Raw genomic sequence first — 18,413 nt, forward strand, 5'->3', positions numbered from 1 at the left:
CCGTGCTGACAGTTTGCGACCTTACGGTGTCAGTGGGGCCGGAAACCTCGCCGGTCGACATCGTCGCGGGCGTGTCCTTCGGCTTGGCCAAGGGCGAGATCCTTGGTCTCGTCGGCGAGTCCGGTTGCGGAAAGAGCATGACCTCGCTTGCGGTCATGGGATTGCTGCCGCAGCCCGGTCCCCGGGTTCGCGCCGGGCGGGTCCTGTTGGAGGGCTGCGACGTAACGCAGCTGCAGCCCTGGCAACGTGTCGAAGCGGGCCACGGCCGCATGGCAATGATCTTTCAGGAGCCGATGACCTCACTCAACCCTGTTCGTCGGATCGGCGATCAGATCGCCGAAGCCGTGCGCGTGCATGAGGGAATTTCGGGCGCGGCGGCGCTGGTCCGTGCGCGCGAACTGCTCGAACTGGTACGTATGCCCGACCCAAAATGCAGCTGTCCGCGTATCCGCATCAGTTGTCCGGAGGCCAACGCCAGCGGGTCATGATCGCGATTGCGCTGGCCTGCAGGCCACAGGTGCTGGTCGCCGATGAACCGACCACCGCGCTCGATGTCACCATACAGGTTCAGATTCTCGGGCTCTTGCGCGAGCTCTGCAATCGGCTGGATATGGCGATATTGTTCATCACCCACGACATGGGAGTCATTGCGCAGCTCGCCGATCGCGTCGCTGTCATGTACGCCGGTCGGATCGTGGAAACCGCTTCAGTCGATGCGCTGTTCGGCGCACCCCGTCATCATTACACCCGCGGATTGATGGATTGCATGCCGTCGCGAAATTCCGGCGCGCGCCGGCTGCCAACCATTTCTGGTCAGCCGCCGCTGCCAGGTACGGTCGCTGCCGGCTGCGTGTTTGCCTTGCGTTGCGCAGCGGTGCGCGATGAGTGCCGCGTGGCGACCCCGCCTCGCCTGGAGGTCTCCCAAGAACACGAGGTGCTCTGCGCATTTCCGCTGGCCGGCGGGGGGCTGCCATGAGCGGCAATGTCATCCTCGACGTCCGGGACATGATGGTCTCGTTCAGTGCCAGGCGAGCCGGTCGGAAATACCGGGTGCAGGCGGTGGATGGTGTATCGCTGTCGCTGGCGGAAGGCGAGGTCCTCGGGATCGTGGGCGAATCCGGCTGCGGCAAGACCACGCTAGGCCGAACCCTCGTCGGGCTGGTCCAGCCCGACAGCGGCAACATCAATTTGAAGGGAACCGAATTGATCGGAGCCGGCCGCTCCGGCCTGCGCGAGATGCGTCTGAACGTCCGGATGGTTTTCCAGGACCCCAATGCATCGCTCAACCCGCGGCGCGCAATTGGAGATTCGGTGGCGGAGGCGGCCGACATCAGCGGCATCTTCAAGAGCCGCGCCGAGCGCAGCGCGGCCATAGCCGCCACCTTGACGGCCGTCGGGTTGAACCCGTCTTTCGCCGCTCGCTATCCTTACGAACTGAGTGGCGGGCAACGGCAACGGGTCGGAATCGCGCGCGCCATTCTTCCCACGCCGTCCATCATCGTCGCCGACGAGCCGGTCTCGGCCCTCGACGTTTCCGTGCAGGCGCAAGTGCTCAACCTGATGATGGATCTGCGTGACCAATTGAGACTGTCGATGCTCTTCATCTCGCACGACCTTGGCGTGATCGGACAGATCAGCAGCCGCGTTGCTGTCATGTATATGGGCCGGATCGTGGAGCAGGCCGGGACGCGGACGGTCCTGGATCATCCGCTCCACCCCTATACGCGCGCGTTGGTGGCGGCAATTCCGAAGCCCGATCCATCGGAACGGATCCAGGGCGCGATCGAAATGGGTGAACCGCCAAGCCTCTTCACGCGACCGCACGGCTGTGCATATGCGCCCCGCTGTCCAATGGCCAGCGATCGCTGTCTCGTCGATGTGCCACAACTTCGATCTGTCGGTGCGGACGGTCGGACGATCGCCTGCCACAACGTATAACCAGCGAGTGCCGCGCGCGGCGAAATCACGCAATGCCTACGATTGATTTCTCCTCTATTCGAGCGATCCCTTCACACGGCGGCAGTCCGCGACCGCCATGCGGCTGGCGGGTGCAAATTCGGGAAGCCTGACGCCTGTTGCACTGCGATGTTAATCGCGACGCAGCATTCAAAATGAGACTGCCCGTTAAGCCGCGCGCGGCTCCGGCACGTGCGCTGCATCGGAGTTCAGTTAGCCTCCATTTCAAGAACCGTTGGCCTTGTCCGAACGCCGCACCGCGCGGCGGGCGCGTCCAGGCGCGGTGAAAAACAGTGACAAGAACGCTCAGGGAGCAGAGCAATGTTGAAAGGCAGTCTAGGACTGATCGCGTTGAGCAGCCTGTTACTTTCGGGCACCGCCTTCGCACAGGAGAAGATCAAGGTCGGCGTCACCGCGACGCTCGAAGGCACCTACACCGTGCTCGGCGAGGACGGCATCCGCGGCTTCCAGACGGCCCTCAACGTCCTCGGAAAGAAGGTCGGCGACAAGGAACTCGAATTTGTCATCGCCTCGACCGACGCGACGCCGGACTCCGCCGTACGAGCCGTGCGCAAGCTGATCGAGCAGGACAAGGTACAGATCCTGCTGTCGCCGCTCTCTGGCGACGAAGGCATCGCGGTCAAGAATTTTGCAAAGACCCATCCCGAACTCACTTTCATCAATGCCGCCTCCGGTGCCCAGGAAACGACCTATGTCGATCCGGCTCCGAACTTTTTCCGCTACAACATGGACGGCGCGCAGTGGCAGGTGGGCCTCGGCAAATACGCTTATGACCAAAAGAAGTACCGCAAGATCGCGACCGTCGGCGAAGACTACTCCTTCATCTATACGCAGGTGTTCGGCCTCGTGCTCGAGTTCTGCGGTGCTGGCGGACAGGTCACCAACCGGCAATGGGTGCCGCTTGGCACAAAGGACTTTGCCTCGGTTATCGCCGCACTGCCCGACGACGTCGACGCAATCTATCTCGGCCTCGGCGGCGCCGACGCCGTCAACTTCCTGAACCAATACCAGCAGGCCGGCGGCAAGGCGCATCTGATGGGCGGCTCGATCATGATCGACCAGACCATCCTGTCGTCCAAGGGAAACGCCAAGAATGCCCTGATCGGCACGCTGGCCGCGAGCGGCCAGGCCGACACCTGGGAGAACCCGAGTTGGCAGAAGTTCGTGAAGGACTATCAGGACGCCTTCCCGCCCAACAAGCGCTTCCCGAGCCCATCGCTGCTCGCCACCAACTATTATGGCTCGACCATGGCGCTGATCCTGGCGCTGCGTCAGGTCAACGGAGATCTCTCCAACAATCAGGCCAAGTACAAGGAGGCGCTTGCCAAGATCGAACTCGACGCACCCAACGGCAAGATCAAGCTGGACTCCAACCGCCAGGCGATCGGCACCAACTTCGTCACCGAGGTCGTCGACGACGGCAAGGGCGCGCTGTTCTCAAAGGTCGTGAACGTGATCCCGAACGTCAACCAAACGCTGGGCTACGATCCCGCGGTGTTCGCCAAAATCGGTTTACCGAGCCGCACAGTACCGGAATGTAAGAAATACTGACCTAGTCTCGTTCGCCAACGATGACCGGCCGGGGAGAGATTTGCCAGAAGCGCGACACGTGCGCCCTTGCATTCTCTCCCCGGTTGTTGAACGCTACCAAAAAATACCAAGAGCTTTTGGGAGGAGAGGCATGAGCCGGGCGCTCGCCGTCTTCCACGGCCGCTTTGGTCGGGCGACGGTCTATCAGTTGAACCGCCCTTTCAACATCCACGCACATCGCGAAGGTCATTTGATCTTCCATGTCGGCGGGCGTTCCGCATGCATCGATGTCAGTGACGGACGCTACGAGCTCACCGAAGGTTCCGTCGTCGCGGTCAATCCGTGGGAGCCGCATAATTTCCTGCCGTCCGATCTCGAAGGCGGCGCCGTTTTCTTCGTGCTCTACGTCAATGCGGAGTGGTTCGCGCCCGATGCGCCCGGCGCCGACCGCCTACGCTTCGGCCGCACCCAGTTCACGCGGTCCGTTGCGCTGGACAAGCATATCAGGCACGCAGCCGCCCTCGTGTGCGGCGCTCCCTCGCTCAACAGCCTCGATGGCGAGCTGAGAAGCCTGATCGACATCTGTTATGACGAAAGCTGGCAACAGGCGGCGACCGCGCGCGACCCGCGCACAAACGGTTCCATCACTGATTTTCGCGTGCGCAAGTGCATCAAGATGATGTCGGAGAGTCCTGGCGCCGAGATCGAGCTCGACACCATCGCGCGCGAATCCGGCCTGTCGCGGCCGCATTTCTACCGGCTCTTCCGCACCCAGACCGGCGTCACGCCACACCTCTATCTCAACACGCTGATGATGGAGCAGGCGCTGGAGGCGCTGGTGGCGAGCGAAGCGCCGATCGCTGATATCGGCTTCGATCTCGGCTTCTCGTCGCAGAGCGGATTCACCCGCTTCTTCGCCGCCAATGTCGGCATGGCGCCGACCGATTATCGCCGCGCGGCCAAGGTTTTGCGCGCCTGACCGCACGCGAAAAGATACTCACGATCAAACACCTCCCTTACAGCCGCATTAGGATGCGCCAAACGCGATCCCGAAAAGAGGATCACGCGCAATAGGGAGCGCACGTTCATGGCAGGGCTTGCGGCCGGCAACGGTCTGCGTGCCTCTCCGCCCCGCTTGCGGGGTGAGAGATGGGGTGACGTGAAGACGGAGCGGCGATCATGACCCGCTTTGTCGAGCGCCATCCTGCCTGGGCACTGATTGTCATCATCGTGATTGCGGTGGCGCTTTGGCTGATTTTCGCAGTGTGGCCGCAGAGCGTCGAAGATGCGCTCGGCCGCAAGCGGGTCTTCCTCAACGCCCTCTTCAACGGCATCACGCTCGGCGGTCTCTATTTCCTCGTCGCCAGCGGTTTCACGCTGATCTTCGGCCTGATGCGCAACGTCAACCTCGCGCACGGTTCGCTCTATTTGTTCGGCGGCTATGTCGGCTATGCCATCAGCGCCGCTACCGGTTCATGGGTCCTCAGCTTCATCGTCGCTTTCGTCCTGACGGCACTGGTCGGCGTCCTGCTCCAGGTCCTCGTCTTCCGCCGTATGGAAGGCCAGGACCTGCGCCAGACCATGGTGACCATCGGACTCTCGATCGTGTTCGCCGATCTGATGCTGTGGGCCTGCGGTGGCGATTTCTATCAGATCCAGACCCCGAACTGGCTGATCGGACCTGTGGAGCTGCCGCTGGTCACCGCGATCAAATCCTCAGGCGAGCCGGTCTATCTCCGCTATCCCTTGGTTCGACTCGTGATCTTCGCCGCCTCCGTCGTGATCGGCATGGCGATGTGGCTGGCGCTCAACCGCACGCGCATCGGCATGATCATCCGCGCCGGCGTCGACGATCGCGACATCTTGGCTGCGACCGGGGTACGGATCCAACTCGTTTTCGTGGTGGTGTTTGCGCTCGGCGCCGGCCTCGCCGGCGTCGCTGGCGTCGTCGGCGGAACCTTCCAGTCGCTCTCGCCAGGGGAAGATATCCGCTTCCTGCTCGCCTCCCTCGTCGTCGTGATCGTCGGTGGGATGGGCTCGATTCCTGGGGCTGCGCTGGGCGCGCTCATCATTGGCCTCGCCGAACAGCTCGGCTCGGTCTACATCCCGACCTACGCCATCGTCGTGACCTTCCTGATCATGGTTCTGGTGCTGGCAATTCGGCCGCAGGGCCTGTTGGCGAGGCGCTGACATGTCCCTCGCTCACGACGCCCGCGTCCCGGTTCGTCCCGCCACTGCGGTGCAGCGCTCGAAATTGCGCGGATGGCCGGAGATCGACAATCCGGCAGCCTGGACCGTCGCGGCCATTCTCCTGATCATGCCCCTGATCGCCAACGGCTTCTTCCTGATCGAGATCTTTGCGACCACGCTGATCCTCGGAACCATGGCGCTGAGTCTGATGTTTCTTGCCGGCTATGGCGGCATGGTCAGCCTGATGCAGCTCACCATCGCTGGTTTCTCCGCCTATATGGTCGCGGTGTTTGGCGTCAGCGGCAACGCCAATATCAGCCTGGGCTGGCCGTGGTGGCTTGCGGTCCCGATGGCACTTGCGCTCGCGACCATCTTCGGCACGCTCGGCGGCGCGCTGGCGGTGCGCACCGAGGGCATCTACACCATCATGATCACGCTCGCGATCGGCGCGGCGTTCTATTATTTCACCAACCAGAACTGGGCGATTTTCAACGGCCATACCGGCATCAATACCGTTGCCACGCCGCATTTCTGGGGCGTCAACTGGCGCGCCGACATTCCCTTCTATTATATCGTCCTCGCGGTAGCCGCGCTGTGCTACTTCGCCGTCGACTACATCTCCCGCGCGCCGTTCGGCCTCGCGTTGCAAGGTGTCCGCGACAATCCCCGCCGCATGGCGGCGCTCGGCTTCAACGTCAATGCGCATCGCGTCGCGGCCTACGTCTTCGCGTCGTTTGTCGCGGCGCTGGCAGGGGTACTCCAGGTCTGGAATTACCGGCAGATTTCGCCGGGATCCGTGAGCGTCGGAGCCTGCATCGATATTCTCATCATCGCAGTCGTCGGCGGCATCACGCGCCCCATCGGACCCTTTATCGGCGCGCTGATCTTCGTGCTGCTGCGCACTTTCGCACTCGATTTCCTGGTCAAGCTGGGGCTCGACGGCAACCGCTTTCGGCTCCTGATCGGCCTCGGCTTCCTCGCCATCGTGTTCTGGTCCTCGGACGGCGTCATCGGGCTCTGGCAGAGCTGGCGCCGCCGCCAACGCTCCGGCGCGGCAAGTTCAAGCGGACGACGTGGCCGAGACTCTGGCCGAGAATCTGGCCAAGGATCCAGTCAAGGATCCAACCATGGATAGCGTCGCGCAACGCCTCTCTGTCGTAGGTGCCGGCGCGGCCCTGGAGCTGCGCGGCGTCACTCGTCTGTTCGGCGCGCTGGCGGCACTCACCGACATCACCATTACCGTCCGCCCCGGCGAACGGCGCGCCGTGCTTGGCTCCAACGGCGCCGGCAAGACCACGTTGTTCAACTGCATCACCGGCGACTTCCCACCTTCTTCCGGCACCATCCGCTTCTTCGGCGAGGACGTCACGCACTTCCCGCCCTATGAGCGCATCCGCCGCGGCCTGCGCCGGACTTACCAGATCTCCGCGCTGTTTCCCGGCCTTACCGTCCAGGACAATGTCTACCTCGCCTGCCGTGGCGTCTCACGGGGGCGCTTCTCGTTTCTCCGCCCCGGTCAAAACGATGCGTTGATGCACGCAGCCGAAAATCTCGTGCAGGCCGTCCATCTCTCGGGCGTGAAGGATCAGCGCGTTGCCGAACTCGCGCATGGCCAGCAGCGCCAGCTCGAGATCGCACTTGCGCTTGCTGGCGCACCGCGATTCGTCCTGTTCGATGAACCGGCCGCGGGACTGTCGCCGACCGAGCGTGCCGAGCTGATCGAGATATTGACCTCCCTGCCCGCGCATATCGGCTACATCATCATCGAGCACGACATGGACGTGGCCCTGCGCGTCGTCGAGAGCGTCACGATGATGCACAACGGGCGGATCTTCAAGGAAGGCCGTCCGCAGGAGATCGAGTCCGATCCCGAAGTGCAGGAGCTTTACCTCGGAGGCGGCCATGAATGAGGTCCGCCGTACCGCCGCCGCGCTCGAAGTCCGCGGCCTGGACGTCTATTACGGCCATTCGCATGCGTTGCAGGGCGTGGACCTGACGCTCGAGGCCGGCGTGTTCTCGGTCGTCGGCCGCAACGGCATGGGCAAGACCACGCTGTGCAAGGCCATCATGGGGCTGGTGCCGGTCAGCGGCGGCTCGATCCGCATCCGCGGCGATGACATCACCCGGCAGCCGCCTGCCCACATAGCCCGACTCGGCGTCGGCTACGTTCCGCAGGGACGGCGGCTGTGGCGTTCACTCAGCGTCGACGAGCATCTGCGGCTTGCCGCCGGCTTGCGCCGCGGCGCCTGGACGGTCGAGCGCATCTACAAGACGTTTCCGCGGTTGGCCGAGCGCAAGGATCACGGCGGCGGCCAGCTCTCCGGCGGCGAGCAACAGATGCTCGCGATCTCGCGCGCGTTGCTCACCAACCCGCGGCTCCTGATCATGGACGAGCCCACCGAGGGGCTCGCGCCCGTCATCGTGGCCCAGGTCGAGGAGATGCTGCTACGGCTTGGCGAGGACGGCGACATGTCCGTGCTCGTGATCGAGCAGAATATCGGGGTGGCGACCGCCGTGTCGGGCAACGTCGCGATCATGGTCAACGGTCGCGTCAACCGCATCATCGATTCGGTGCGGCTTGCCGCCGATCGCGAACTGCAGCAGCGCCTGCTCGGTGTCGGAATGCACGCCGGACTCGAGCTCGACCTCGACGTGCCGCCGGCGGATACGGAAGAGAAGCTTTCTCCGCCGCAAACGCGGCCGGGCGGCGCGATCCGCATCTACATCTCCAACCCGACGCCGCCGACACGGTGGTCGCAGCCTGTGCCGATCGCCCGCATCGAGGCTGCGGCCCGCACGTTCTCGACACAGGTGATGCGTCTCGACGAGACGGCACGGCGACAGCGCGAACCGGTTGCGACGCAAACGCAGGGCCCCCCGGTCGTGCTCGTCGTCGGTACGCTCGACACCAAGGGCACGGAGCTCCGCTTCATCCGCGACATCATCGCCGGGACAGGCCTGCGAACCCGATTGGTCGATGTCTCCACCAGCGGCAGACACGCGGCCAGCGACGTCTCCGCCCAGGAGATCGCCTTGAACCACGGTCGCGGCGGATCGGCGGTATTTGGAGCCGACCGGGGCGCCGCCGTCACCGCGATGGCCGAGGCCTTCGCCAGCTGGCTGCGGCGCCAGAGCAATGTTGCCGGCGTGATTTCGGCCGGCGGCTCGGGCGCAGCGTCACTGGTCGCGCCCGGTATGCGGACCCTTCCTGTCGGGGTGCCGAAGCTCATCGTCTCGTCCGTCGCCTCCGGTGACGTCGGGCCCTATGTCGGCCCCGCGGACATCACCATGATGCATTCGGTCGCCGACGTGCAGGGCCTCAACTCGATCTCGCGCGCCGTGCTGGCCAACGGCGCCAACGCGCTCGCCGGCATGGTCAAGGCGCGCCTGGATCAGCATGCACGAAAGGATCGCGACGACAGCGGATTGCCGTCGGTCGGCATCACCATGTTCGGTGTCACCACGCCGGCGGTGCAGAAGATCGCGGCCGACTTGCGCGAGGATTTCGAGTGCCTCGTCTTCCACGCCACCGGCGTCGGCGGGCGCTCAATGGAGAAGCTCGTCGATTCCGGGCAGCTCGCAGGCGTCATCGACCTCACGACCACGGAGGTCGGGGACCTCCTGATGGGTGGCGTGTTCCCGGCCACCGACGACCGCTTTGGCGCCATCATCCGCAACCGGGTGCCTTATGTCGGCTCGGCGGGCGCGCTGGACATGGTGAATTTCGGCGCTCCTGAGACGATCCCGGAGCGCTACCGCGGCAGGAAATTCCACGTCCACAACCCGCAGGTCACACTGATGCGGACCACGGCGGAGGAGAACGAGCGCATGGGGCACTGGGTCGCCGATCGACTCAACCGGATGGACGGGCCGGTGCGCTTCTTCCTGCCCGAGGGCGGCGTCTCCGCGCTCGACGCGCGAGGACAGCCATTCTGGGATCCGGATGCCGATGCGGCGCTGTTCCGCACGCTGGAGCGCAACGTGCGGCAGACCGCCAACCGTCAGCTTATCCGCGTTCCCAAGAACATCAATGACCCCGAGTTCGCCTCCACCATTGTCAGCGCGTTCCGAACATTGTTCGGCCGCATTGGGGCGCGCCGGAGACTAGCGAGGTGACCGATGGCCCGGTTTGAACGCGCTGCACTGTTGAAGCGCTTCCGCGACATGGCAAGGCGCGGCGAGCCGATCGTCGGCGGCGGCGCCGGCACCGGCCTTTCGGCCAAATGCGAGGAGGCTGGCGGCGTCGACCTTATCGTCATCTACAATTCCGGCCGCTACCGCATGGCCGGCCGAGGCTCGCTCGCGGGATTGATGGCTTACGGCGACGCCAATGCCATCGTGCTGGAGATGGCCGGCGAAGTGCTGCCCGTCGTCTCCAGGACGCCAGTGCTCGCCGGCGTCAATGGCACGGATCCGTTCCGCGACATGGATCTTTTCCTGGACCAGTTGAAGGCGCTTGGCTTCGCCGGCGTGCAGAACTTTCCGACCGTCGGCCTTATCGACGGCGTGTTCCGCGCCAATCTCGAAGAGACCGGCATGTCCTATGCGCTCGAGATCGACATGATTGCAAAGGCGCGCGAGAAGGACCTGCTGACGACGCCCTACGTCTTTAGCGAGAAGGAAGCTGCCGCGATGGCGATCGCGGGCGCGGATATCATCGTGTGTCATCTGGGCCTGACGACCGGGGGCACCATCGGCGCGCAGACAGCGCTCAAGCTGACGGATTGCCCAGCACACATCGACACCTGGGCCTCCGCCGCACTCGGCGTCAATCCGGACATTCTGGTGCTCGCTCATGGCGGACCGATCTCCGATCCGGACGATGCCGATTTCATCATGAGGAACACACGCAATTGCCACGGCTTCTACGGCGCCTCCTCGATGGAACGGCTGCCGGTCGAGCGGGCACTGACGGATCAGGTTCGCAAATTCAAGGCGATCGGCGCGCGATAACGCCGAAAGGTCGAGGGAGAGAAACATGTCAGGGACTCTGGTCGGTGAATTGATCCTCTGGCTGATCGTCGCCGTCGTGGTGATCGTGGTCGGCGTCTACATCGTGAACTGGCTCTATCACCGCTCGTCCAAGGAGACCTCATTCGTCCGGACCGGCCTGCTCGGCGAGCGCGTCGTGATCAACGGCGGCGCCTTCGTGCTGCCGTTCATCCACGACTACACGCCGGTCAACATGAACGTGCAGCCGATGGGCATCGTTCGCTCCCGCCAGGACGCCGTAATCACCCGTGACCGCATGCGCGTCGACATCGAGGCCGATTTTTATGTCCGCGTGCAGGCGACCCGCGAAGCCGTGTCTATCGCGGCCGCCACGCTCGGCCGCCGCACCATGGAGCCCGAACAGCTCCACGCCCTCCTCGCCGGCAAATTCATCTCCGCCATTCGTTCCGTTGCCTCGGAGATGACCCTCGAGCAGATGCACGAACAGCGCGGCGAGTACGTCGCCCGCCTCAAGGCAAACGCGGCAGAGGCCCTCGCCCAGAACGGACTCGAGCTGGAGTCAGTCGCGATCACCGATCTGGACCAGACCGATCTCGAATTCTTCAACCCCTCGAACCGCTTCGACGCCGAAGGTCTGACCCGCCTGATGGAGGACATCGAGGCCAAGCGCAAGCTGCGCAACGACATCGAGCAAGATTCGATGATCAAGATCCGCTCTCGCAACCTGGAGGCCGAGCGGCAGGCTCTCGAGATCGAACGCGAAAGCGAGACGGCGCGCCTCGAACAGGAGCGCGACATCGAGATGCGCCGGGCCCTGCAACGCACCGAGGTCGCACGCGAGCGGGCCCTGCGCGAGACCGAAGCCGAGCAGGCGCAGATTTCCGCCCGTGAAACCATCGAGAAGGCCCGCATCGCCAACGATCAGGCGATCGCCGAGGCCCGCATCGCCTCGGAGCGTGAGACCCGTCAGCGGGAGATCGAGCGCACCCGCACCATCGAGGAGAAGGAGCTGCTCGCACGGGAGGAAATCGAGAAGACCCGGATCGCCAACCAGCGTTCGATCGATACCAGCCGCATCGCCTCCGAGCGCGAGGTGCGCCAGCGCGAAATCGAGCGGATGCAGACCATCGAGGAAGCTGAGATCACCGCCCGCGAGGCGATCGAGAAAGCGCGTATCCAGCAGGACCGCGTCGTGACGGACGCCCGCATCGCCAACGAAGAGGAGACCCGGCGCCGCGAGATCGACCGGACCCGCGCTGTGGACGAAGCCGAGATCGCTGCCCGCGAGACGACCGAGAAGGCCCGCATCGCCCAGACCATGATTGTCAATGTCGAGCGCATCGCATCCGATGAGCGCACCCGTGCGCTGGAGATCCAGCAGGTGCGTAACATCCAGGAAGCCGAGATTGAGGCGCAGCGTGCGGTCGAGGCGGCGCGCATCGACCGCGAGCATAGGCTCGCCGTCGAGCGCATCGCGGTCGAGCAGAATACCCGGCAGTTGGAGATCGAACGCAATCAGACGCTGGAAGTCGCAGAGGTCACGGCACGCGAAGCCACGGAAGCTGCCCGCATCACCCAACAAGAACGCGTTCGGTCGCTGGAAATCGCCCGCAACCGCGCCGTCGAGGAAGCCGACATCGCCTCACGCGAAGCCATCGAAGCCGCGCGGATCGCGCAGGAGAAGTCTGTTGCAGCCGAGCGTATTCAGGCCGAGCGTGACACACGCGCGCTCGAGATCGAGCGCACAGCCGTGCTCGAGGCGGCCGAGCTGAAGCGGCGCGACACCATCGAGCGGCAGCGCATCGGCGTCGATCTCGCGCTCGAAACCGAGCGCATCACGTCCTCCAGGAAGCGCGAAGTCCTCAACATCGAGCACAAGAAGGCGATCGAGATCGCGGATGAGGACCGGGTCATCGCGCTCTCGACCAAGAAGTCCGAGCGCATCGACGCCGACCGCCAGGTCAGGCAGGCCGAGATTGTCGCGCGCAAGGAGGTCGAGACCACGGACGTCTCGCGCGAGCATGCGCTGGAGGCGGCGCGGATCGAACGTCGCCGTTCGATCGAACAGCTCGAAGTCGCTCGCGTCCAGTCGCTGCAGGAAGCCGAGATTGCCGCGCGTGAAGAGGTCGAGCGCTCCCGCATTGCCTCCGATCGCGGCCTCGACGAGGCCCGCATCGGCCGCGAGCGCGAGCTGCGCAAGCTTGAAATCAATCGTGAGAAGGAGGTCGAGACCGTTCTGATGGAGAAGGCGATTGCCATCCACCTGAAGTCGTTGGAGGAATCCGCGGCCAAGACCTCGGCCGAGGAGGCGCGGGTGCATGCCACTGAGGCTACCGAGCGCGTCATTACCGCGCGCGAGAGCGAGATCGCGAAGCGTCGCAAGACCGTGGAGATCCTGATCGCCGAGAAGCAGGCCGAGGAGACGCGAATTGCCGCGGAAGCGGAACGGATCCGCGCCGCGGTCGAGGCGGAGGCGCAGCGTATGCTCAACGAGGCCGAGAACGTGCTGACGGACCAGGCGCGCTACTCGCTGTTCCGTAGAAAGCTGCTCGACCGCATCGAGGGCATCGTCCGTGAGAGCGTCAAGCCGATGGAGAAGATCCAGGGCATCCGCATCCTCCAGGTCGACGGCCTCAACGGCAACGGCCATGGCGGCAATGGCGGCCGGAGCGCGACCGACGAGGTGATCGACTCGGCGCTGCGCTATCGCGTCCAGGCGCCGCTGATCGACTCGCTTCTTGCGGACATCGGCGTCGAAGGCGGCAGCCTCGCCAAGATGCCAGGCCTGATCCGAGAAGCTCGCGACATGCAGGGCATCAAGGACTCCGCGCGCAAGGGCGGCGGTGGCGAGAAGCCAACCGCTGCGCCCTCGCCTTCGTCCGACGGCGAGCCGCCCGGCGAGCGCAGCCCTCGGAAGAAGAGCTGAGATCGCACCATGGCCCGGGTCTATGTCTCAACCGTCGTCAACGCACGCAACGATCGCGTCTGGGCGCGGGTACGCGACTTCAACGGTCTGCCGAACTGGCATCCCGCGATTGCGGAAAGCCGCATCGAGGGCGGCGAGCCCTCCGACAAGATCGGCTGCGTCAGGGATTTTCGCCTGCGCAACGGCGATCGTATCCGGGAAAAGCTGCTCGGCCTGTCTGATTACGACATGTTCTGCACCTACTCGATCCTCGAATCCCCGATGGGGGTCGAGGACTACGTCGCGACGCTTCGGCTGACGCCGGTCACGGATGGCGACCAGACCTTCATGGAATGGACCGCCGAGTTCGACTGCGCACCCGAGCGGGAGGCGGAGCTCGTCGCGAATATCGGCGGCGGCGTGTTCCAGGGCGGCTTCGACGCCCTCAAGCGCCAGTTCGGAGGCTGAGCGCCGTGCCGCATATCGTCAAGAGCACGATCCTGGATGCGCCGACCGGCTCCGTGTGGGCCGTGCTGCGCGACTTCAACGGGCACGATCGCTGGCATCCGGCGGTCGCGACCTCCACGATCGAGCGCGCGCAGGCTTCGGACAAGATCGGTTGTGTCAGGTGCTTCAAGCTGCAGGACGGCTCGGAGCTGCGCGAGCAATTGCTGGCGCTGTCGGATCTGGAGCAGACCTTCAGCTATTGCCTGCTCGATACGCCGGTCCCGATGTTCAACTACGTGGCCCACGTCCGCCTGCTGCCCGTCACGGATGGCGACCGCACCTTCTGGCACTGGGAATCCCGCTTTTCGGCACGGCCCGAGGACAAGGACCGGATCACCCACATGGTCGCGGAAGATATCTACCAGGCGGGATTCGAAGCGATCCGGCGGTACCTCAAGGAGGCTGTGTCAACATGACTGTGACCGTGAAGACCTTCACGAGCTCGAGCGAGGCCGCGGCCGCGCTGTCGTCTGATCGCAACGCACGCTATCTCGGTGGCGGCACGCTGGTGATGCGTGCACTGAACGAAGGCGACATCTCGATCTCAACCGTCGTGCGCGCCAATGACCAAGCCTTGACGCGGATCGACCCCTCCGGCCCACGGATCACGCTGGGTGCTGGCGTGACTTTCGCCAGGATTCTGGCCGAGCGCGACCTCGCTTTCCTGCACGCCCCTGCCCGCTCGATCGGCGGTCCGGCAGTGCGCAACATGGGTACGGTGGGCGGCAATCTGTTCGCGCCCAACCCCTATGGCGATTTCACCGTCGCCATGCTTGCGCTCGATGCCACGGTGGCCCTGCAAGGCGGCTTTGGATCGCGCGACATTCCAATTGAGGAGTTCTTGCAGTCACGTGAAAGGCAGGCGGGTGCGCTCGTGCTGTCGGTGTCGTGCACGCGACCGATAAACGCGGAGGCTTTTCGCTACCGCAAGATCGCACGGATCAAGCCCAAAGGGGGCGCGGTCATCACGCTCGCCGCGCATCTGCCTATCAGTGGCGGACGGATCGCCGGGGCGCGAATTGCATTGGGATCGATGGCGCCGACGCAAATACGTGCGCGGGCGGCCGAACGCGCCCTGGAAGGCCGCGCGCTCGATGCCGCGACGGTCGCGGCCGCAGCCTCCGCAGCCGCGGAAGGAACATCGCCGTCCGACAACGCGCTCGGCAGCGCCTGGTACCGCCGCGAGATCGTCGGCGTCCATCTGCGTCGTCTTCTTTTGGGTCAGGAATAGATCGTATGGCCAAGACTGCTCTGCAATTCCGCCACAACGGCAGCGATGTCGCCATTTTCGTCGATGGTGGCACCAACCTGCTCGTCGCGCTTCGCGAATTGATCGGCGACATGACGCCGAAGTTCGGTTGCGGCCAGGGGGGCTGCGGCACCTGCAGTGTCCTGATCGACGGCGAACTCCATCTCTCCTGTCTGACGCTGGCCGAGACCGTTGCCGGCCGCTCCGTCGAGACGCTGGATAGCCTGAAGCAGGGACCGAACCTCCATCCGCTGCAGCGCGCCTTCGCCGAGAATTTTGCTGCCCAGTGCGGCTATTGCACGCCGGGCATGCTGATGGCTGCCAAGGCATTGCTTGATCGCAATCCCTCGCCGAGCCGCGCCGAGATCGTCGAGGCGATCTCCGGCAACATCTGCCGGTGCACCGGCTACGAGCCGATCATCAACGCCATCCTCGCCGCCTCCGGTGGCCGGGTGAGCGCCTGAAGGACCAGATCATGCTGGAACTGCGCAAAGACATTTTCGCCGACGAGCGCGACGACAATCTCAACGAGATCGGCAAGGGCACGCAGCGCCAGGACATGCTCGGCCATGTCACGGGGACGTCGAGCTATTTCAACGACCACAAGCTCCAGGGCATGCTGCACCTGAAAGTCGTTCGCTCGACCCATTCGCATGCAAGAATCCGGCGGATCGACACCGCGGACGCCGAGCGCTCAGCCGGCGTGCGCCGGATCATCCGCGGCTCCGACGTGCCCCGCAACCTCAATACGCTCTTGAGCCTGATCAATTTCGGCAGGGACGACGAGCCGTCGCTGGCTGTCGACAAAGTTCGCTACAAGGGGGAGCCGATCCTGGCCATCGTCGCCGATAGCGAGCGCGCGGCGTTCGAGGCGATCGCAAAGGTGCGGATCGACTATGAGCCGCTGCCGACCGTGTTCGACGTTGAAGATGCGTTGAAGGCCGGCGCGCCCGTCGTCAACGAGACCTATCCGAAGAATGCCTTCATTTATCACGACACATACGATCACCAGAAACTCCGCTTCGGCGACGCCGATGCCGCACTCGCGAGCGCCGATCACGTGCTCGAACAGCGCTACCAGATGTCGCCTATCGAGCACGCGCCGACCGAAACCAACGGCTCGATCGCGGCGCCCGACACCAACGGTCGGTATGTCGTCTATACCTCGACCCAGGCGCTGTTCTTCTCGGTCGACACCTGCGCCAAGATTCTCGACGTCCCCTCCAACACCTTCCATTTCATCGGCGGCACCGTCGGTGGCGGCTTTGGCGGCAAGGTGGACACGCTGACCGAACCTTTATGCATCCTGGGTGCGATGCTGACGGGACGTCCCGTGCGCTACGTGTTCGGACGCGAAGAAGAGATGCAATACGGTCCGCCGCGCGGCGCCGAGCGCATCTACATCAAGGATGGCGTGATGCGCGACGGCCGCGTCGTTGCGCGAAAGATCCGCGCATATTTCGACAGCGGTGCATATACGCGGCTCTCGAGCTATGCCGCGGTGAAATGCGCAGCCCACCTGCCAGGACCCTACACCATCCCTAACGTCTATGGCGACGTCTACTGCGTCTTCACCAACCGTACGCCGGCAACCGCGATGCGCGGCTTCGGCGTCACCGCCATGGATTTTGCGATCGAGTGCCAGATGGACAAGCTCGCGAACCTCGTCGGCATGGATCCGATGGAGTTCCGCATCCTCAATGCCTATCGCGACGGCGACATGAAGGCGCACCGGCGCGAGGCCAAGAACACGGCGCTGATCGAGTGCGTCCAGGTAGCTGCCGAGAAAGCGAAATGGCCGATCCGCGACGAGTTCAAGCGTGCCTCCTCCCGCAAGGACGGCGGCGGCAGCCGCGCCGTCATCCCGCGGACGACTGCCGACACCAACGCGCGGACAACCGCGCCGGCGCCGCAGCGCACGAGCTATGATCGCCTTCCAACGGCCGCGTCGCGCGAACCGCCGCGCGAGCCCCCACCGCCCGCGCCCTCCCCGCCGCAGCCACCGCGACCGGCATCGCCCTCGCACGGGGCGGGTCGATTCTCATCCGTGTTCGGCACCAGGAGGCGTTGAGATGACCCGACATCGCGGACGCGGCATCGCGTCGGTCAATTATCCCATCGGCATGAATCTCGGCGGCGATCCCAGCCAAGCCCTGGTCCATTCCAACCCAAGCGGCAAATTCACCGTAGCGCTGTCGTCGATTGATCTCGGCCAAGGCATGAAGTCGGTCACGCGGCAAATCTGCGCAGAGACGCTCGGCGTGCCCGTCGAGGACGTCTATGTCGACACCGCCGATTCTGACACCGGTCCGCATTGCATGGGCTCGTTCGCTTCGCGCGGCACCCATCGCGTCGGCAATGCCGTGATGGCGGCGGCGCGCGAGGCGCGCGGCGTGATGATGGAGGCCGCCGCAGAGGAACTCGAGGTCAACGCCGCCGATCTCGAAACCGACGGCCGGGGCAACATCCACGTCAAGGGCGCGCCGCACCGCTCGATCTCCACCAAGGACGTCGCCATCGCGGCGCAGTTCAAGCAGGGCAAGACCATCTCTGGCCGTGGCATCTTCCTGGTTCCTCTGTCCAATGTCGATCCGGAAACCGGCGAGATGTCGCCGGCGACCTGCTACGCCCATGCCTGTCTTGTCGCCGAGGTCGAGGTCGACGACGAGACCGGCGAGGTCACGATGATCCGCATGGACTCTGCCTATGAGCTCGGCCGCGCGCTCAACCCGCGGCTGGTCGAGCAACAGCTCGTCGGCGGCGCCTGGATGGGCGTCAGTCACGCGCTCTACGAGACGCCTGAACCCTATTATCCCGACCCTGTCCACGGCCCTCGCGACTTCGTCGAATATGTCATGCCCGGTCCTGGCGACATCTGCCCACACGACATCGCCGTGTTGGAACGCCCCGCGCCTGATGGCCCCTTCGGTGCCAAAGGCCCCGGCGAAATGTGCGCGAATCCCGTATTGCCGGCCGTCGCGAACGCCATCTTCAACGCCGTCGGCGTTCGCATCGACGATCTGCCGATTACGCCGGAGAAGGTGCTGCGCGCGATCAAGGCCGAGGGCGGCGCGCGCCCTCAGGCGCGGCGCTGAGGTCGCG

17 protein-coding genes are annotated in these 18,413 nt (G+C 64.5%); all 17 read left to right on the forward strand.

Translation table 11 applies throughout. The features are described 5' to 3' along the window. Positions 1-32 precede the first annotated feature (32 nt). The 17 genes from BRA1253DRAFT_RS45120 to BRA1253DRAFT_RS08375 all read left to right on the forward strand — a co-directional run bounded on the left by BRA1253DRAFT_RS45120 (position 33) and on the right by BRA1253DRAFT_RS08375 (position 18,406). Positions 33-488 (forward strand): ATP-binding cassette domain-containing protein, encoded by a 456-nt coding sequence (locus BRA1253DRAFT_RS45120; RefSeq protein ID WP_256375795.1) that lies wholly within the window; start codon positions 33-35, stop codon positions 486-488. Further along, positions 431-976: an ABC transporter ATP-binding protein gene (locus BRA1253DRAFT_RS45125; protein WP_256375796.1), complete on the forward strand. Its 546-nt coding sequence runs from the start codon at positions 431-433 to the stop codon at positions 974-976. Before BRA1253DRAFT_RS45120 ends, BRA1253DRAFT_RS45125 begins: the two co-directional genes overlap by 58 nt. Further along, the gene (locus BRA1253DRAFT_RS08305; RefSeq protein ID WP_007593009.1) at positions 973-1,938 is read left to right on the forward strand and encodes an ABC transporter ATP-binding protein; all 966 of its coding nucleotides are present in this window, start codon (positions 973-975) and stop codon (positions 1,936-1,938) included. The genes BRA1253DRAFT_RS45125 and BRA1253DRAFT_RS08305 overlap by 4 nt, the downstream gene beginning before the upstream one ends. Positions 1,939-2,277: 339 nt before the next feature. Continuing rightward, a complete protein-coding gene (locus BRA1253DRAFT_RS08310) occupies positions 2,278-3,528 on the forward strand; it encodes an ABC transporter substrate-binding protein (RefSeq protein ID WP_007593010.1) in 1,251 nt (416 codons plus the stop codon). Positions 3,529-3,658: 130 nt separating this feature from the next. After that, a complete protein-coding gene (locus BRA1253DRAFT_RS08315; RefSeq protein WP_007593011.1) occupies positions 3,659-4,486 on the forward strand; it encodes an AraC family transcriptional regulator in 828 nt (275 codons plus the stop codon). Between the two features lie 200 nt (positions 4,487-4,686). Then, positions 4,687-5,697, forward strand: a complete 1,011-nt coding sequence (locus BRA1253DRAFT_RS08320; RefSeq protein ID WP_007593012.1) for a branched-chain amino acid ABC transporter permease — start codon at positions 4,687-4,689, stop codon at positions 5,695-5,697. 1 nt (position 5,698) lies between these two features. Further along, positions 5,699-6,832, forward strand: a complete 1,134-nt coding sequence (locus BRA1253DRAFT_RS08325; protein ID WP_007593013.1) for a branched-chain amino acid ABC transporter permease — start codon at positions 5,699-5,701, stop codon at positions 6,830-6,832. Beyond that, positions 6,825-7,607 (forward strand): ABC transporter ATP-binding protein, encoded by a 783-nt coding sequence (locus tag BRA1253DRAFT_RS08330; protein WP_007593014.1) that lies wholly within the window; start codon positions 6,825-6,827, stop codon positions 7,605-7,607. The genes BRA1253DRAFT_RS08325 and BRA1253DRAFT_RS08330 overlap by 8 nt, the downstream gene beginning before the upstream one ends. Beyond that, positions 7,600-9,813 (forward strand): ABC transporter permease, encoded by a 2,214-nt coding sequence (locus BRA1253DRAFT_RS08335; protein ID WP_007593015.1) that lies wholly within the window; start codon positions 7,600-7,602, stop codon positions 9,811-9,813. The genes BRA1253DRAFT_RS08330 and BRA1253DRAFT_RS08335 overlap by 8 nt, the downstream gene beginning before the upstream one ends. Before the next feature lie 3 nt (positions 9,814-9,816). Next, a complete protein-coding gene (locus BRA1253DRAFT_RS08340; protein ID WP_007593017.1) occupies positions 9,817-10,650 on the forward strand; it encodes a phosphoenolpyruvate hydrolase family protein in 834 nt (277 codons plus the stop codon). A gap of 25 nt (positions 10,651-10,675) precedes the next feature. Continuing rightward, the gene (locus BRA1253DRAFT_RS08345; RefSeq protein ID WP_007593019.1) at positions 10,676-13,576 is read left to right on the forward strand and encodes a flotillin family protein; all 2,901 of its coding nucleotides are present in this window, start codon (positions 10,676-10,678) and stop codon (positions 13,574-13,576) included. 9 nt (positions 13,577-13,585) lie between these two features. Then, entirely contained in the window at positions 13,586-14,023 is a 438-nt protein-coding gene (locus BRA1253DRAFT_RS08350) for an SRPBCC family protein (protein ID WP_007593021.1), read from the forward strand. A gap of 5 nt (positions 14,024-14,028) precedes the next feature. Then, positions 14,029-14,478, forward strand: coding sequence for an SRPBCC family protein (locus BRA1253DRAFT_RS08355; protein WP_007593023.1), 450 nt, complete (start codon positions 14,029-14,031; stop codon positions 14,476-14,478). After that, positions 14,475-15,293 carry a xanthine dehydrogenase family protein subunit M gene (locus BRA1253DRAFT_RS08360; RefSeq protein WP_007593024.1) on the forward strand — a complete coding sequence of 273 codons (819 nt, stop codon included), beginning with the start codon at positions 14,475-14,477 and terminating at the stop codon, positions 15,291-15,293. Before BRA1253DRAFT_RS08355 ends, BRA1253DRAFT_RS08360 begins: the two co-directional genes overlap by 4 nt. Positions 15,294-15,298: 5 nt before the next feature. Next, positions 15,299-15,775, forward strand: coding sequence for a (2Fe-2S)-binding protein (locus BRA1253DRAFT_RS08365; protein WP_007593025.1), 477 nt, complete (start codon positions 15,299-15,301; stop codon positions 15,773-15,775). 11 nt (positions 15,776-15,786) lie between these two features. After that, positions 15,787-17,382 carry a xanthine dehydrogenase family protein molybdopterin-binding subunit gene (locus BRA1253DRAFT_RS08370; RefSeq protein ID WP_007593026.1) on the forward strand — a complete coding sequence of 532 codons (1,596 nt, stop codon included), beginning with the start codon at positions 15,787-15,789 and terminating at the stop codon, positions 17,380-17,382. Between the two features lies 1 nt (position 17,383). Continuing rightward, positions 17,384-18,406: a xanthine dehydrogenase family protein molybdopterin-binding subunit gene (locus BRA1253DRAFT_RS08375; protein ID WP_007593027.1), complete on the forward strand. Its 1,023-nt coding sequence runs from the start codon at positions 17,384-17,386 to the stop codon at positions 18,404-18,406. Positions 18,407-18,413 lie beyond the last annotated feature (7 nt).

The organism is Bradyrhizobium sp. WSM1253 (assembly GCF_000244935.1).
GTDB lineage: Bacteria > Pseudomonadota > Alphaproteobacteria > Rhizobiales > Xanthobacteraceae > Bradyrhizobium > Bradyrhizobium canariense.

Coding starts and splice junctions, on each gene's coding strand:
- BRA1253DRAFT_RS45125 (WP_256375796.1), top strand. CDS start 431: ATGCAGCTGTCCGCGTATCCGCATCAGTTGTCCGGAGGCCAACGCCAG.
- BRA1253DRAFT_RS08305 (WP_007593009.1), top strand. CDS start 973: ATGAGCGGCAATGTCATCCTCGACGTCCGGGACATGATGGTCTCGTTC.
- BRA1253DRAFT_RS08310 (WP_007593010.1), top strand. CDS start 2,278: ATGTTGAAAGGCAGTCTAGGACTGATCGCGTTGAGCAGCCTGTTACTT.
- BRA1253DRAFT_RS08315 (WP_007593011.1), top strand. CDS start 3,659: ATGAGCCGGGCGCTCGCCGTCTTCCACGGCCGCTTTGGTCGGGCGACG.
- BRA1253DRAFT_RS08320 (WP_007593012.1), top strand. CDS start 4,687: ATGACCCGCTTTGTCGAGCGCCATCCTGCCTGGGCACTGATTGTCATC.
- BRA1253DRAFT_RS08325 (WP_007593013.1), top strand. CDS start 5,699: ATGTCCCTCGCTCACGACGCCCGCGTCCCGGTTCGTCCCGCCACTGCG.
- BRA1253DRAFT_RS08330 (WP_007593014.1), top strand. CDS start 6,825: ATGGATAGCGTCGCGCAACGCCTCTCTGTCGTAGGTGCCGGCGCGGCC.
- BRA1253DRAFT_RS08335 (WP_007593015.1), top strand. CDS start 7,600: ATGAATGAGGTCCGCCGTACCGCCGCCGCGCTCGAAGTCCGCGGCCTG.
- BRA1253DRAFT_RS08340 (WP_007593017.1), top strand. CDS start 9,817: ATGGCCCGGTTTGAACGCGCTGCACTGTTGAAGCGCTTCCGCGACATG.
- BRA1253DRAFT_RS08345 (WP_007593019.1), top strand. CDS start 10,676: ATGTCAGGGACTCTGGTCGGTGAATTGATCCTCTGGCTGATCGTCGCC.
- BRA1253DRAFT_RS08350 (WP_007593021.1), top strand. CDS start 13,586: ATGGCCCGGGTCTATGTCTCAACCGTCGTCAACGCACGCAACGATCGC.
- BRA1253DRAFT_RS08360 (WP_007593024.1), top strand. CDS start 14,475: ATGACTGTGACCGTGAAGACCTTCACGAGCTCGAGCGAGGCCGCGGCC.
- BRA1253DRAFT_RS08365 (WP_007593025.1), top strand. CDS start 15,299: ATGGCCAAGACTGCTCTGCAATTCCGCCACAACGGCAGCGATGTCGCC.
- BRA1253DRAFT_RS08370 (WP_007593026.1), top strand. CDS start 15,787: ATGCTGGAACTGCGCAAAGACATTTTCGCCGACGAGCGCGACGACAAT.
- BRA1253DRAFT_RS08375 (WP_007593027.1), top strand. CDS start 17,384: ATGACCCGACATCGCGGACGCGGCATCGCGTCGGTCAATTATCCCATC.